This is a genomic window from Tenacibaculum ascidiaceicola, from assembly GCF_047470925.1.
Lineage (GTDB): Bacteria > Bacteroidota > Bacteroidia > Flavobacteriales > Flavobacteriaceae > Polaribacter > Polaribacter discolor.
The window spans coordinates 446,821-462,119 of the sequence record NZ_JAZKJP010000012.1 but is presented as its reverse complement, the minus strand read 5'-3'; the positions used below and the strand labels follow the sequence as shown (position 1 = coordinate 462,119).

The window sequence follows — 15,299 nt, the reverse complement described above, 5'->3', positions numbered from 1 at the left end:
TAATTCTTTTTAAATTCTATATTTTTTGAGCTATTATTTTTACTGCTGTCTCTTCTTTTTTAAATTTTGCTAGTGGATTCTCTAGAATTCCTTCCAATTTTAAGCTTTCTATTGGATCGGCTAAACTCAACATTTGTTTTGTGTTACTTAACTGTAACCTGTTTAAGCAACAACGATCAAACTCATCAACAAACAAATCGTATCGTTCGTATTTCTCTGAAAACTCTGGATGCTCTTCCTGATACTCATACACACATTCTGCTACCAATTCCCAAAAGTTTTCTTCTGAAAAGTTTGCATAACTGTCTAATTGTTGTGCCATAAAACGGAAAAAGCAATCAAAAACATCTGTAAAAATTGAAAGTACTTTCATTGCATCAGAGGTTTTAGTAAACAATCTTTTAGCGTGCTCCGGCAAGTGCATTGCTTCATTAAAAACAATCACTTCTTCAGTAATGTCTTTCATTAATGCATATACTGGTGTGTTTTCTTCTAATACTAGAATAAGGTTTTCTCCATGTGGCATAAACACAAATTCATACTTATAAAAGCAGTGTAATAGTGGTGTTAAATAAGCTTTTAAATAACGCTGAACCCAAGTACCGGTGTCATAAGGAGATGCTTCTATTAAAGCGGTTAAAAATGATTTTTCTTGATAGTCTACATGCAATAAAGCGGCCATCGTAAGTACTCGTTGGTTAGAGCTTATTTTTGTAAACGGACTCTCTCGCCATAAGGCTGATAGCATTTTGTTGTGTGGATTCGTTTTTCCTAACACTTCATAATAATGATTATGATATCCTATCGTTGCCACTTCTCCCAACATGGTAAATTCATTATTTTGCAAGTATGTGTCGTCTGTCAACAAATCTGTTATCCATTGGGTAATATGCGGTGTGCTTTTCATGTAATACGGAGAAAGTCCACGCATAAAGCCCATGTTTAAAATCGACAATGCTGTTTTCGTATATAACTTTTCTGGATATGAAGCATTAAAAAGTGTTCTAATGGATTGCTGTGCTGAAAAGTCATCATCACTTTCACCTAGCAAAATGATGTTTTTTTGAGCAATATTTGCTCCAAAAACAGCTACTATCTTATTTTTCCATTGCCATGGATGCACTGGCATAAAAATGTAATCTTCTGAAGCAACATTATATTTTTTCAAGACTTCTTTAAATGAACTCACTTTTTCTTCACCTAACTCATTTTCTAGAAGTTTTTCATATTCATAACCTTTAACAGCTGTGTAAGTAGCGTGTTTTTTATGAGCTGCAATCCATATGAGTTTAAACGATTGATTACTTTCTGGTGAATATCTATGGTAATCGTCTATATTAAATCCTATTCTTCCATTGTTTGCTACAAAACATGGATGTCCTTCTGTCATTGCATGCTCTATTTCTTGAAAGTTTTTTTCGGCTAATTCACTTGCTGAAAATTTTTCGTTCGTGTATTTATATGCTGCGCCAGAAAGCGTACTCGCTATTTCTTCTAAATAGGTTGCTAAAAATTCATTTGGGATACCTAATGTATTTTGGAATTCCGTAATAAAGTGCAGTGCATCTAAGCAAACTTCTTCTGATGAATTATTCTTTTTGACAATGCTCTTTGCATCCACCATCCAATGGTCGAGTAAATATTTCTTCGCCTTAAAATGATATGTAAACTCCTTATTATCAGAAATGATTTGATATACACATCCATGAACTTCTTCTGAAATAAATTCAGGAATTAAAATAAGCTCATGTGAAAACTCACTGATTGCTTTTTTTATTAGTTGACGATTTACAAAACTCCATACTTCGGGTTGTAAATGTGCTATATTATTTTTCATATTGTTCTAGTTTGGTTAAAGCTGATTGATACATCTCTCTTCTACAAAAAGCTAAGGCCGCTTTTTTATGAGGCAATTCAACTTCTTTTTGGTATTCAAAACCTGCTTTTTTATTTAGCATATGAATTTTTTCGTTATTCACATCGGGTTCTACAACAATTCTTTCCACTTGTGGTAAGCTGAAAAAATAATCGATAATGGTTGAAAACACATGCCATGTAAACTGTGGTATTCTTCTTTCTACTGGTGCTACCAAAACATGCATTCCGTAATCATTTTCTTGTGCATTGTAATAGTTTGCGATGATGTCTTCTGATGCTTTGTACAACTCCATTAAAAACACAGGAGTATCGTTTAACATTCCTATATAACTATGATGAAATGGATTGTTTTCTATTTCTTGATATTCTGCACCCACTTCTTCTAAAGACTTATTTAACATCCCCCAATATTTTGCATAAGGTTGTGTTACCCAACTATGCAACATTGGTGTATCTGTTTCCAGTTGAAATGGACGAATACTGATTACCCCCAATCCCTTAATTTCTTTACTAAATACTTTTTGATGTGTTTGAACCATAGTTATACTTCCTGAGTTTTAAATGCTGCTATCGGGTTTTTTAACTTTCCTGCAAATTGGAGTAGGGCAACAGGGTCATCTAAATCAATCATTTGTTTGTGATTATTTAATTGCAATCTGTTTAAACACGAAAGCTTAAAGTCTTCAGCAAACAAATCATACTGTTTAAACTTATTTGATAATTCTGGAAACTGTTCTTGATATTCCTGAATATTTTCTGCTACCAACTCCCAAAAATGGTGCTCGCTGTAATTAGCATGTTCCTCTAAAATTGGTGCTAGAAAGCGGAAGAAACCATCAAACATATCTGTAAAAATTGATAATAGTTTTACGTCTTCTGGAACTGGAGCATACATTCTCTTCAAGCCCTCAGGAAGTTCAACTTCAGAATTTAAAATACATGCTTCTTCAGTAATATCTTTTAATAATACATATACCGGAATGTTATTTTCTAATACCATGATAATGTTTTCCCCATGTGGCATAAACACCAAATCGTACTCATAAAAACAGTGTAACATTGGGCTTAAATACGCCTTTAAATAGCTACGCAACCAGTTGTCTATTGAAATACCAGAGTCTTTAATAATTTCTGGTAATAATGCTTTTCCGTGATGATCTATATGTAATAATGCAGCCATCGTTAGTGGTTTTTGGTTTTGTTTAACCACTGAATATGGGCTTTCTCTCCATAACGACGCTAACATTTTATTGTAATCGTTGTGTGGACCAAACTCTTCAAAATATGGATTCACAAAGCTTACTGAACCTATTTCACTTAACATCCTAAATCCGTTTGCCTTTATATAAGCATCGTTATATAATAGATTTTCTAACCAAACCGCCATTTTTGGAGCTGTTCCTAAATAGTACAATGGTAACCCTCTCATAAAGCCCATATTTAGAATAGACAATGCCGATTTCGTATAAAATTTCTTCGGATTGGTTATATTAAATAGGGTTCTTATGGATTGCTGTGCTAAGTATTGATCTGGTCCGTATCCTAGGCAGATTAAATCTCCTTTGGCTACTTCTGAAGCAAAAATTGTAGCTAATTTGTTAAACCATTGCCATGGATGAACAGGAATAAATAAGTAATTCTTTGGACTGAAGCCTTTTTCTTCAATTATTTTATTGAATTGTGCTATGGTATCAGCATCTAACTCTTGCTGTATCAAAGTTTCATAAGGCAATGTCTCTATTGCTGAGTAAACTGCTTTGGCCGTATGTCCCGCCAACCATAATAACGAAAAAGAGTTTCCTGCTTCTGGTGCATACGAACGATAATCGCTACTATCAAAACCTATTCTACCATTATTTGCTACAAAACCTGGGTGCCCTTCAGTCATTGATTGTTCTATCGTTTGAAAATCGGCTGTTGCTAATTCTTCGGCTGTAGGATTTCCTTTTGTAATCTTAAACGCACTTCCGTATAGCGTACTTATGATTTCCTCTAAATATACTGGCATTTTTTCATCAGCAATTCCCAGCGCTTTTCTAAACTCTTTTATAAAAGTGATTGCATCAACCTCTTCTTCAATATCTTTCACATACCTTCTTATAGAGCTTTCATCAATCATCAAATGATCCAAAGCCATTGGTTTTGCTTTAAACTCATATTGAATTTCTGCATTATCTGCATGAACTTTATACAACTTATATCCGCTATTTAGTTCTTGAATTACTTCAGGTTGTATTAGTAGTTCATGTGAAAACTCACACAATGCTTTTTTTACTAATAATAAATTGGCTTTTTGCCAAACTTTGGGTTGTATATGTTGTGTTGATTGTTGTGGAGAAACCACATTATCTAAAGTATTCATGGCACTTCTTTTTGATGGTGAAAAGGATTGGATTTTTTGTTGGTAATTAGTTTTGGTTAAAAATGCTAATTGTGCTGTTTTGTTAGGTAGTTCTATTACATTTCCTAGTTGAAAACCTATGCGTTGACACAGTGCAAACATTTTTTTGTTTCGAATATCTGGCTCCACTACTATTCTGTTAATAGTTGGGTTTGTGAAAACAAAATCCATAATTGCTCGAAACATAAACCATGTAAAGTTTGGTGTTTTAGTGATTTTTGGAGGTGCTACAATAATGTGTACTCCACAATCGGATGTTTTAGCTTTATAAAAATCATTAATAATATCTAGTTGCGGATTGTAGCGTTCTACTATAAATGCGGGTTCGTTATGAAACATTCCTACAAAAACATCGTAATGTTTTGGTGCAACAAGTTGGGTATATTCTTCTTCAACTTCTTCTACCGTTGCATTTTGCATTCCCCAAAAAACAGCATATTCTTGAGTTACCCATTGTTGTAAAAAAGCACTGTCTTTTTTTACTTGAAAAGGACGAATGGTAATCGTTCCGAAGTCTTTATAATCTTTTAAAAAAACTATGGTATCTGTAGTTATCATAATTTAGGCTTTAGCTAGTTGTTTATGTACTTTTTTTACTGATTTAAAAACCATAAAGTACAAGACAAGTGTTAATACAAAACCTCCTAAGGCAATGACAAACGGTATACGTAATCCGAAACCTTCTACTATAATTCCTACATTTAATGAAGCTAAGAGCACACCTAAATTTTGAAAGAAATGGATTTTGCTATAATCTACGGAGTAAGATTCTGGTGTGCTTAATTCGAATAATAAAATGTCGAATTTCACGACTCCTTGAAAAATTGCCCATCCATAAATAATTCTTCCTAAAACTACTGATGCTTCATTGGGTATTCCTTGTAATACAAGTCCAATTAACCCGATACACAAAGCATTGATAATTCCTTCGTGTCCTTCTGATTTTCGTTTGTTGTTAATCCACAAGGCTACCAATGCTACAAAACCAGGAATGGCATACATAGTACCAGAAACCAATTTGCTTTTATACATTGAAAAACTTTCCCAGTACGTTGAAAAGAAAGGTCTGATTAAAAAATCGCTGAAGTATAGTATTAATGTGATTAGACCTAGCTTTAAAATAAATCCTTTCGGAATAAGCTTTTTATCGGTAACAGCTGGTTCTTCTGAAATAATTAAATCGGTAGCGTATTTTTTACTTTTTAATAAATAACCGCTCATAGCCATTTGAATAAAGTCTCCTGCTGCCATAATTAAAAAAATACTACTCGGATTTATATAGTCCACCGTTATCCCTCCTAATACAGCTCCTAAAATTCCACCTAAATGCACCACTACAGAAAGTAACCCAATTGTACTTGGGTGTTCTTCTTTAGTAATAATCTTTAAAATGTAAGGGTAAACTAACAAGTAACTTCCTTTAAATAACACCATGACAAGTGATATTATCCAAAAATTAATGTATGATGTAGTGTAATAGCAATACAATGCTAATACACCTGCAATTGCTTGGGTGTATACTAAAATATTTAATTCTGATACTTTTTTAGAAACATATGCCCAAAATGGAAATGCAATCATTACCATAAAACAGATGGCTGCAAAGTAGTATCCTACATTTTTAGGATTCGTGATTCCGAAGCGAAGCTCAAAAAACTGCGGATAAAATGGATGCAGTAGGTAATCACTTACTACTGCAACCAACGTCATTACAATTAAAAATGTTTTTAGCTTCATATTCTTAAGCAAAAACATTGAGTTCTATTTCTTCCTCTTGCGTTACTTCAAATTGTTGAAACGCTATTTTTTGCTCAATAGGATAATGCTCTACTCCTGTTATCTCTTTGATAATATATGAGTTTTTATAAGCAGCCATACCTAAATCGGGTGTTACAAAACCGTGGGTGTGCAACTCTACATTCTGTACAAAGATTTCATTGTGATTTTTATCTATGCTGTAATTGCGTTGTACATCGAATCGATCTTGATAGTCCCATAAAATCCTGTTTGAAATTCCCTCTATAAAATCAGGTAATTGATATTCATAACCTGTAGCAAGAACTAATCCGTCAGTTTCATGTTCAAAATACTTGTCTTGTTCTACCTGATGTAGCTCAAGTTTAATACCTTCATCTGATACCTTGGTGGTTTTCAATTCAGAATTGGTACGTAACGAAACTTTTAATGGCTCTTTTGACACTACTCGTTTTGCGTACAACGTATCGTGGATAGATCCTATTAAATCTTGGTTGATTCCTTTGTATAAATGCTTTTGATTTTTAATGAGTGCATCTCTTTTTGATGCTGGTAAGTTGAAAAAGTAGTCTACATACTCCGGTGAAGTCATTTCTAGTGTTAGTTTAGCATACTCTAACGGGAAGAAACGAGGTGAACGGGTTATCCAATTCAACTCATATCCTTTAGTATCTATTTCTTGTAATAAATCAGAAAATATTTCCGCAGCACTTTGTCCGCTTCCTAATACTGTTATCCTTTTCTTACTTTGTAATTGTTCTTTGTTAGGCAAGTATTGTGATGAATGAACAGCAGTATCTTTTAACTTTTTACAACAAGCAGGAATATAAGGTTGTGTTCCTGTTCCTAAAACTAGTTTTTTTGTTTTATATATTTTAATTTCCTGTGTTTTAGCACAAACGCTCGTAACTACATATATGCCGTCTTTTTGATCATAGTCTACATTCGTAACTTCTGTATTAAAATATATGTTAGAAAGCTTGCTAATTACCCACTGACAATAATGGTTGTACTCATTTCTAAGTAACAAGAAGTTCTCTCGTATGTAAAAAGAATAAATTCTTCCTTGTTCTTTTATATAGTTAAGAAAACTGAAAGGACTCGTTGGGTCGGCAAGTGTTACCAAATCTGCCATAAAGGGTACTTGTAAAGTAGTATCTTCTAACAACATTCCTGGGTGCCAATCAAATTTTTCTTTTTTATCAAGAAAAACTCCATTTAAACCTTCAATAGGTTCTGATAAACATGCTAATCCTAGGTTAAAAGGACCTACTCCGATAGCTATAAAATCTACTATATTATTCTTCATCTTTTTTAGTTTGTAGTTTTGTATTGTTCTCCCGTAGTTTTTATCATTTCTATAATATTGAGGAGATTGTTAATTGTATTTTTAGGATTGAGTAAGGTAAATTTCAGATAGATATTACCATTTAACTTTGTACTTGCAATTGATGCTTTCCCAGCTTTATATAAAGTGTTTTTGATATATAAATTAATCGAGTTATGAATAATATCTTCAGCTACACCTTCTGCTTTATATCTAAATACTAGTGTACTTAGTTCTGGTACATGAGCAACTTCAAAACATTCTTGACCTCTTATGCTTTCATATACTTTCTTTGTTAAAGAGTGTACGTCTTCTAAGTAATTAGCAATAGTTTTTGTTCCTAAAATTTTTAAGGTTAACCAAACTTTTAAGGCATCGAATCGGCGTGTAGTTTGGATTGATTTTTCTATAAGGTTTGGTCGTTCTGGATCTTTATCTTCAATAGGGTTTAAGTAGTCTGCATAGTAAGATACATACTGAAAATGTTCCTTGTTATTAACTAGGAAAGCACTACAACTTACAGGTTGAAATAAGGTTTTATGAAAATCTATAGTAATCGAATCCGCTAAATCAATACCTTTAAAATACTTTTCGTGGGTATTCGTAAGCGCAAAAGCACCACCATAGGCACCATCTGCATGCAACCACATATTGTGTTCTCTAGCAATTTTACCTATCGTCTGTATTGGATCAAAACTACCATAATCAGTAGTACCTAATGTTGTTACAACTGCTATTGGAATATTACCTTCTTGTTTTGTTTTTTCTATAGCCAACACAAGTTCATTTGCATCCATCTGCATTTTCTTATCAACTTTTACAGGTATAACCGCATCATAGCCCATACCTAACAAAGCGGCGCTTTTTTGGATACTGAAATGTGCTTTTTCTGAACAAAAAATTCTGAACTTACTTATTTCATTACTCCATCCATGTTGCTTGATGTTAATTCCAAAATGTTTGAAAGCATAGTTATCTCGAGCCATTAATAACCCCATGAAATTAGATTGTGTTCCTCCACTTGTAAAAACACCATCTGATTTATTTGAAAGATTAAATACGTTGGTTATCCATTGAATAACTTCTTGTTCTATAAAAGTTGCTGAAGTACTCTGATCCCATGTTTCAACTGCAGTATTAATTGTGGTTGTAATCATCTCTGCAATGATTGATGGTAAAGTAATTGGGCAGTTTAAATGTGCTACGTATGTTGGATTATGAAATGCAATAGCATTTTTTATATATAAGTTATTCAACTCTTCCAAAACACTATCTATAGGTTGTGTTTCTTCTATATTTACCAGTTTCGCTTGTTCTTTATTTACTAAAATTTCTTCAAGGTTGTCTCCTTGATAAAAAGTTCTTTTGGATAAAAATTGTTGAATATAAGTGGTTGTTTTCCGAATATACTCTTCATACAACTGTGCTGATTCATCACTAAACAAATAACTATTTAATGACAATTCTTTTAGTGAAGGAGTGGTTTTAAGAATCATTTATTTTTATTTAGTCTTAATAATTTAAAGCAAAAATATATTTAGACCAAACAAACTAAATGACGTAAATGGAATTTAAAATGACGTAAATAGCATAATTTACAAAAAAGGAAAGCGCGAGTATTTAGTGTACACTAAATACTCGCGCTTTAAAAACTTTATTCTTTTGTTCTTAGCTCTCTGGAGCTAACTCTACTTCTAAACCATCTAAATCGGGGGTCATTTGTATTTGACAACCCAATCGGCTATTATCTTCTACATAAAAAGCCTCTGCTAACATTGCTTCTTCATCATCTCCCATTTCTGGTAATTCGTGATCTGATTTTACATAGCATTGACATGATGCACACATTGCCATTCCTCCACAAATACCAATGGTTCCTTCAGGAGCTAATTCGTACGAGCGAACTACTTCCATTAAGTTCATAGCCATATCTGTTGGTGCTTGTACCTCGTGCGTTACTCCATCACGGTCGGTAATTTTTATCGTAATATCTTGTTCCATTTTACAAGTTCATTTTTTTTCGAAGTGTTTTTGCTCTTTTATCTTCTCCATCATGGGTCCATCCTGGTGAATTGAATATATAATTGAGTTTATCACTCCATTTATCTGCTCTTTTTACATCATTCCAAATTGCGGCATATTCATGGGTTGCCACTTTTACTGGATTAAACGTTTCAATATTTACGGTTAATCCATATACAGGTTTATCAATCTCTTTTAATTCTTCAGAAAAAGTACCAAACATACGATCCCAAATAATTAAAATTCCTGCATGATTACAATCTAAGTATCGAATATTAGATGCGTGATGGACTCGGTGATGTGATGGTGTATTGAAAATTAATTCAATTGGTTTTGGTAGCTTATCAACCAATTCTGTATGTACAAAAAACTGATAAATTAAACTGATTCCCATCATGGTAAACATCATTAAAGGATCAAATCCTAATAACGGAATCCACATCCAAAAGAAAAATTTATGAATACGTTCACCCACACCTTGGCGCAGTGCTGTTCCTAAATTCATATGTACCGATGAATGATGTGGTACATGACCTGCCCAAAACAAACGTACTTCATGGTTTAAACGATGAAACCAATAATAAGCAAAATCATCGGCAAGTAATAATAAAATCCACGCCCACCATTGGCGTTGTACAACACCTTTTAACGGACTGATTTCATATAAATAGAAAAAAGCTACAAAAGCTAAAATTTTTGGAATAAATTCAACAATGGCAGAAAACACCATCATCAACATTGATACTCCTGTGTCTTTCCCATGATATTTTTCTTTTGCTATTCGGTATTCCACGAACATAGAGATGAAAAATACAGGTAAGGCGAAGTACAATAATTTGTCTTCTGATAATTGCTGTATGTATTCAGTTAATGTCAATATTTTTATTGGTTCTTATATAAACTTAATGTCTCTTTTACAAAGTTTGTTTTTCCTAAAACATAGGCTCCTCTATCGTTTCTATATTTTGAAGCTAGTTCAACTTTTAATTTTTCGTATTCTTTTGCTCTATCGGGATTTTCAATTAAGTAATCTCTAAATTTTAACTGATCACACATTACATTATCCTTTGGACACATATGAATATGAAAAATTTGCTCATTTTTTTCTTCAAAATTATATCCTTTAGCGAAAGACATATAAGCCTCTATATCTTCTCGGGCAGGAACTTCAAAGAAAGAATACCCTAACTTTTCAAATTGTTTTATTAATTCTTTATTGAAAAGAAACTTTTTTGGAATTTCTATAAACAAATCAATATAATTCTTTGCTTTTATATTGGGAATTGAAGTGCTTCCAAAATGTTCAATTCTATTAAAATACGAATTATCTATGTTTTCTAGAATTTGCTGTTTTTCTTCTTCAAAAACAAGTTTCCAATTGGTATTATGATTAGATAATTCAATGGGAAAGAGTGTATTCCAATCTTCCCTTGTTAAATCGTATAATGTCCTTTTCACTAATTACTTAGTTAATCGCTTTTACTACTGCTTTAGGCGCTTCTTTTCTAGTACCATCAAATCCATCAACCCCACCAACCGTTGTATATTTCATCACGTATTTTTTATCTGGATGAATACGTTTGTAAGCGCTCTGACACATTAACGTTGCTTCGTGGAATCCGCATAAAATTAACTTTAATTTTCCAGGGTATGTATTCACATCACCTATTGCATAAATTCCTTCTACATTTGTTTGGTAGTCTAAAGCGTTGTTTACTTTTATGGCATTTTTTTCTATTTCTAATCCCCAATTAGCTATTGGACCTAATTTTGGAGATAATCCAAACAATGGAATAAAATGCTCACAAGGTAATGTAAACGGTTCTTTATCTTTTTGCTCTACTAATACACCTTCTACCTTTTCTTCTCCTACAATACCTTTAACTTCTGCTGGTGTAATTAACATTAGTTTTCCTTCATTCTTTAATTCTTGTACTTTATCAACAGAGTCTAAAGCTCCACGGAACTCATTTCTTCTGTGAATTAAAGTTACAGATTTTGCTACATCGGTTAAGAAAATAGACCAATCTAAAGCAGAATCTCCACCTCCAGCAATTACCACGTCTTTACCACGATAAATTTCTGGTTCTTTAATCATGTATTCCACTCCTTTATCTTCAAAATTAGAAATATTTGGAATAGGTGGTTTACGTGGTTCAAAACTTCCTAAACCTCCCGCAATTGCTACTACTGGTGCTTGGTGTTTTGTTCCTTTATTGGTGGTTACGATAAACGTTCCGTCATCTTGCTTTTCAATAGTATCAGCACGTTCTCCTAAAGTAAAACCTGGTTCAAATTGTTTAATTTGCTCCATCAATTTATCGGTTAAGTCACCAGCTAAAATCTCTGGATATGCTGGGATATCGTAAATTGGTTTTTTAGGATAAATTTCTGAACATTGCCCTCCTGGTTGTGGTAAGGCATCAATTAAATGACAACGTAATTTTAATAATCCTGCTTCAAAAACCGTAAATAATCCTGTAGGTCCTGCTCCAATAATTAATATATCTGTTTGTATCATTTTATAACAAAATTCTCTTATTTATACTGAGATTCCTGCCTTTTGAAATAAGACAGGAATATGTATGCGTTAGTGATTGAGTGGCTTGTTTGAGCTCTTCCAATTTTTTAATTGGAAAGCGAGTAACGAAAGCACGCTCGAACGCCCAAAATTAAAGTATTTGTTTAGCTTAAAACCTGACTTTTATCAGTTAAGCTACGTTAATTACTTCTGTAATTTCTGGTGCGTATTTTTTTATAGTTGCTTCTACTCCGTTTTTCAAGGTCATTTGATTGACTGAACAACCGCTGCAAGCTCCTTCTAATTGTACTTTTACTGTACTGTCTTCGATAGATAATAGTTTAATATTACCCCCATCACTTACTAAAAAAGGTCGGATTTCTTCCAACGCTTTTTCTACGTTATTTCTTATGTCTGCTGTTGCCATAACTGCTTATTTTGAGCTACAACCACTCATGGTAGTAATTCGTACTACTTCTGTTGGTGGTAAGTTTGCATTTCTTTTTAATAGTTGCGAAACCATTTCTTTGGTTACCTCTGTAAAAGCATTTGCTAGTGGTGTGTTTTCTTGTAAAGCTACTGGGTGTCCAACATCTCCTGCTTCACGTATGCTTTGTACTAATGGTATTTCTCCTAAGAAACTTGTTTCAATATCTTCGGCTAAATTTTTAGCGCCTCCTTCTCCAAAAATATAATATTTATTGTTAGGAAGTTCTGCTGGTGTAAAATACGCCATATTTTCAACGATACCTAATACCGGTACGTTAATACTTTCTTGTTTAAACATTGCTACTCCTTTTTTAGCGTCTGCTAAGGCAATGTTTTGCGGTGTACTTACTACAACTGCCCCGTTAATTGGCACTGCTTGTACTATTGATAAATGTACATCTCCTGTTCCTGGAGGTAAGTCGATTAATAAGAAATCTAACTCTCCCCAATCTGCATCAAAGATTAATTGATTTAATGCTTTTGAAGCCATTGGCCCACGCCAAATTACTGCCTGACTTGGATCGGTAAAGAAACCTAGTGATAATAATTTTACTCCGTAACTTTCAATCGGCTTCATTTTTGAGCGCCCATTTACGTTTACCGCTAACGGCTTTTCTCTTTCTACATCAAACATTAAGTGCTGTGATGGCCCATAAACATCGGCATCTAACACTCCTACTTTGAATCCCATTTTTGCTAATGAAACAGCCATGTTTGAGGTAATGGTAGATTTTCCTACTCCACCTTTACCTGAGGCAATAGCTATGATGTTTTGAATATTAGGAATTTCTTTTCCTCTAATTTGATTTGGGTTTTCTTTTTGTTGAACTTCCACCTTCACATTCACTTTTACATCGATTTTTTGATCAACGTGTTGGTGAATAGCCTTCATTATCTCTACTTCTACTTTCTTTTTGGCTTGTAATGATGGATTTGCTATAGTAACATCAACAATAACTTCATCTCCAAATGTAACTACATTGGTTATATTTTCGTTTTCTACTAAACTTTTACCTTCTCCTGGTGCTGTTATCGTTTCTAACGCTTTGTATATATCTTGTTTTTTAAAACTCATGTTTTATGCTATATGCTTTAAACAGCAAGCGGTAAGCTTGTTGCTTATTTTTATTTAATCTTAACTGCAAAGATACGTTTTAGCCCTCAGAAAATAAAGTCTTTAGATTGGTAATATTTATAGGTTGATAAGTTGGTTTTATAGACAAGTTCTACGCTGAATTATCTTTCAGAAATCAACCAAAGTAAAGTTTAGTTTTTTCTTAAAAAACTAGGATATGTAGCCTTTTTGAAATCCATAAGTTAATAATGCTTCATACGAGTTCCCTTTTAAGTTTAAAAGTTTTACAAATGCTGGTTCAGTTTTGAGTCCTTGTTGTTTTAGAGTTATAATTTTAGATCTAAATACTTCTCCTTCTTTTAACAACACCTGATATTCAACAAGCATGTGTAGATATGAGTCTTGCTCTTCTGGTAGTTTATTTTGTACAAAAATTTCTATTGGAAAGGTTTTATACTCAAGTGTAATGATTGTTGTTTTTAAGTTTTTGTATGATGGAATTGTTTTTACTTCAAACCCAGGAAGTTTTCCATATTTCTCACGCACAACTTTTACAATGTCTTCATGATTTTCACTTTGACAAATAATGTCTAAATCGCTTGACTCTACATCAATATTGATAGGTATTGTACCTACCAAAATAGGGTTAAAGTTTTTTAATAGCTCAAAAAGATTTAACTCTAATAATACTTTATAAGCTTCTTTTTGTCGGACAGTTCCTTCTTTTAAGTATGTTATATCTTTAAAATTTATCACAACTCTTCGCTTGGATTCCAAAACACCTTTTCAAAATTTTGAATTTGGTTGTCAATAACCTCAATTCCTTCGTTTTCTAACAATTGTTGCATTAGGTTTGTCCCATCAAAATGGTGTTTTCCTGTTAACAGTCCTTTTCTGTTTACTACTCGATGTGCTGGTACTTCTTTTTCTGAAGAGTTATTCATTGCCCAACCTACCATTCTTGCCGAACGAGCTGCTCCTAAATAGGTTGCTATGGCTCCATAACTTGTTACTCTTCCATGTGGTATTAAACGAGCTACTTCATACACTTTTTCGAAGAAATTTTTATCTATCATTTGGTAAAGATAGCTTTCTTTTAGAATTAAATTGGAATATATAAAGAACACCTAAAACAAAAAATCCTGCTAATTAGCAGGATTAATAGTTTAGTTTGAATTTTATATATGTAATCGGTTTTCCGATTTCTAAATATTGTTTTTCGTAAAATGTTTGTGTTCCTGTTACTTCTTCAGGACTGTACACATTTTTATAAACATCGTGATTAGCGTGTAAAATTTCGTGACCCTCTCCATGCAATAAACCTAAAGTGTAACCGTGCATGAATTCACTATCGGTTTTTAGGTTGACTGTTCCTTCTGAATTTAAAATACCATGGTATTTCTTTAAAAACTCAGAATTCGTCATACGGTGTTTAGTACGCTTATACTTAATTTGTGGATCTGGGAAGGTTATCCAAATTTCAGAAACTTCATTTTCAGCAAAAATATAATCTACTAGCTCTATTTGAGTTCTAATAAAAGCCACATTTTCCATGTTATTTTCTAGTGCTGTTTTAGCTCCTCGCCAAAATCGTGCACCTTTAATATCAATTCCAATAAAGTTTTTATCAGGATTTTTTTCTGCTAAAGCAATCGTATATTCACCTTTACCACAACCTAGCTCTAAAACTATTGGGTTGTCGTTTTTAAAAAAAGTATTCCACTTTCCTTTATAAGAAAAGTTATTGGTTACTTCTTCTCGTGTTGGTTGAATAACGTTAGCAAACGTTTCATTTTCTCTGAAACGTTTTAGTTTGTTTTTACTTCCCAAA

Annotated in this window: 15 protein-coding genes; all 15 read right to left on the bottom strand. The window is 33.0% G+C overall.

Annotated elements, in window-relative coordinates; genetic code table 11:
* Positions 1-16 precede the first annotated feature (16 nt).
* A complete protein-coding gene (locus VBY68_RS14205; protein WP_415270092.1) occupies positions 17-1,837 on the bottom strand; it encodes an IucA/IucC family protein in 1,821 nt (606 codons plus the stop codon).
* Positions 1,827-2,417 (bottom strand): GNAT family N-acetyltransferase, encoded by a 591-nt coding sequence (locus VBY68_RS14200; RefSeq protein WP_415270091.1) that lies wholly within the window; start codon positions 2,415-2,417, stop codon positions 1,827-1,829. The genes VBY68_RS14205 and VBY68_RS14200 overlap by 11 nt, the downstream gene beginning before the upstream one ends.
* Positions 2,418-2,419: 2 nt before the next feature.
* Positions 2,420-4,837: a GNAT family N-acetyltransferase gene (locus VBY68_RS14195; protein WP_415270090.1), complete on the bottom strand. Its 2,418-nt coding sequence runs from the start codon at positions 4,835-4,837 to the stop codon at positions 2,420-2,422.
* A gap of 3 nt (positions 4,838-4,840) precedes the next feature.
* Entirely contained in the window at positions 4,841-6,016 is a 1,176-nt protein-coding gene (locus VBY68_RS14190) for an MFS transporter (RefSeq protein WP_244174708.1), read from the bottom strand.
* A gap of 4 nt (positions 6,017-6,020) precedes the next feature.
* Complete coding sequence (locus VBY68_RS14185) at positions 6,021-7,343, bottom strand: lysine N(6)-hydroxylase/L-ornithine N(5)-oxygenase family protein (protein ID WP_099214823.1); 1,323 nt, start codon at positions 7,341-7,343, stop codon at positions 6,021-6,023.
* A gap of 5 nt (positions 7,344-7,348) precedes the next feature.
* Entirely contained in the window at positions 7,349-8,857 is a 1,509-nt protein-coding gene (locus tag VBY68_RS14180; RefSeq protein ID WP_415270089.1) for a pyridoxal phosphate-dependent decarboxylase family protein, read from the bottom strand.
* Between the two features lie 172 nt (positions 8,858-9,029).
* Complete coding sequence (locus tag VBY68_RS14175; RefSeq protein WP_120185967.1) at positions 9,030-9,362, bottom strand: 2Fe-2S iron-sulfur cluster-binding family protein; 333 nt, start codon at positions 9,360-9,362, stop codon at positions 9,030-9,032.
* A 1-nt stretch (position 9,363) separates the two neighbouring features.
* Positions 9,364-10,260: a sterol desaturase family protein gene (locus VBY68_RS14170; RefSeq protein WP_415270088.1), complete on the bottom strand. Its 897-nt coding sequence runs from the start codon at positions 10,258-10,260 to the stop codon at positions 9,364-9,366.
* Positions 10,261-10,265: 5 nt separating this feature from the next.
* A complete protein-coding gene (locus VBY68_RS14165) occupies positions 10,266-10,841 on the bottom strand; it encodes a GrpB family protein (RefSeq protein WP_415270087.1) in 576 nt (191 codons plus the stop codon).
* Between the two features lie 7 nt (positions 10,842-10,848).
* On the bottom strand, positions 10,849-11,904 hold the full coding sequence (locus VBY68_RS14160) for an NAD(P)/FAD-dependent oxidoreductase (RefSeq protein ID WP_415270086.1): 1,056 nt from the start codon (positions 11,902-11,904) through the stop codon (positions 10,849-10,851).
* Positions 11,905-12,094: 190 nt separating this feature from the next.
* Positions 12,095-12,331: a NifU family protein gene (locus VBY68_RS14155; RefSeq protein WP_099214828.1), complete on the bottom strand. Its 237-nt coding sequence runs from the start codon at positions 12,329-12,331 to the stop codon at positions 12,095-12,097.
* 6 nt (positions 12,332-12,337) lie between these two features.
* Positions 12,338-13,468, bottom strand: a complete 1,131-nt coding sequence (locus tag VBY68_RS14150) for an Mrp/NBP35 family ATP-binding protein (RefSeq protein ID WP_099214829.1) — start codon at positions 13,466-13,468, stop codon at positions 12,338-12,340.
* Between the two features lie 210 nt (positions 13,469-13,678).
* Complete coding sequence (locus tag VBY68_RS14145; protein ID WP_415270085.1) at positions 13,679-14,224, bottom strand: DUF4269 domain-containing protein; 546 nt, start codon at positions 14,222-14,224, stop codon at positions 13,679-13,681.
* Complete coding sequence (locus VBY68_RS14140; RefSeq protein WP_415270084.1) at positions 14,221-14,544, bottom strand: MGMT family protein; 324 nt, start codon at positions 14,542-14,544, stop codon at positions 14,221-14,223. Before VBY68_RS14140 ends, VBY68_RS14145 begins: the two co-directional genes overlap by 4 nt.
* Positions 14,545-14,626: 82 nt before the next feature.
* Positions 14,627-15,298, bottom strand: coding sequence for a tRNA (guanosine(46)-N7)-methyltransferase TrmB (gene trmB / locus VBY68_RS14135; protein ID WP_099214832.1), 672 nt, complete (start codon positions 15,296-15,298; stop codon positions 14,627-14,629).
* Position 15,299: the final 1 nt, after the last annotated feature.

Bases quoted from the DNA above. Each gene is read 5' to 3' on its own strand.
- VBY68_RS14205 (WP_415270092.1), bottom strand. From the start codon at position 1,837: ATGAAAAATAATATAGCACATTTACAACCCGAAGTATGGAGTTTTGTA.
- VBY68_RS14200 (WP_415270091.1), bottom strand. From the start codon at position 2,417: ATGGTTCAAACACATCAAAAAGTATTTAGTAAAGAAATTAAGGGATTG.
- VBY68_RS14195 (WP_415270090.1), bottom strand. From the start codon at position 4,837: ATGATAACTACAGATACCATAGTTTTTTTAAAAGATTATAAAGACTTC.
- VBY68_RS14190 (WP_244174708.1), bottom strand. From the start codon at position 6,016: ATGAAGCTAAAAACATTTTTAATTGTAATGACGTTGGTTGCAGTAGTA.
- VBY68_RS14185 (WP_099214823.1), bottom strand. From the start codon at position 7,343: ATGAAGAATAATATAGTAGATTTTATAGCTATCGGAGTAGGTCCTTTT.
- VBY68_RS14180 (WP_415270089.1), bottom strand. From the start codon at position 8,857: ATGATTCTTAAAACCACTCCTTCACTAAAAGAATTGTCATTAAATAGT.
- VBY68_RS14175 (WP_120185967.1), bottom strand. From the start codon at position 9,362: ATGGAACAAGATATTACGATAAAAATTACCGACCGTGATGGAGTAACG.
- VBY68_RS14160 (WP_415270086.1), bottom strand. From the start codon at position 11,904: ATGATACAAACAGATATATTAATTATTGGAGCAGGACCTACAGGATTA.
- VBY68_RS14155 (WP_099214828.1), bottom strand. From the start codon at position 12,331: ATGGCAACAGCAGACATAAGAAATAACGTAGAAAAAGCGTTGGAAGAA.
- VBY68_RS14150 (WP_099214829.1), bottom strand. From the start codon at position 13,468: ATGAGTTTTAAAAAACAAGATATATACAAAGCGTTAGAAACGATAACA.
- VBY68_RS14140 (WP_415270084.1), bottom strand. From the start codon at position 14,544: ATGATAGATAAAAATTTCTTCGAAAAAGTGTATGAAGTAGCTCGTTTA.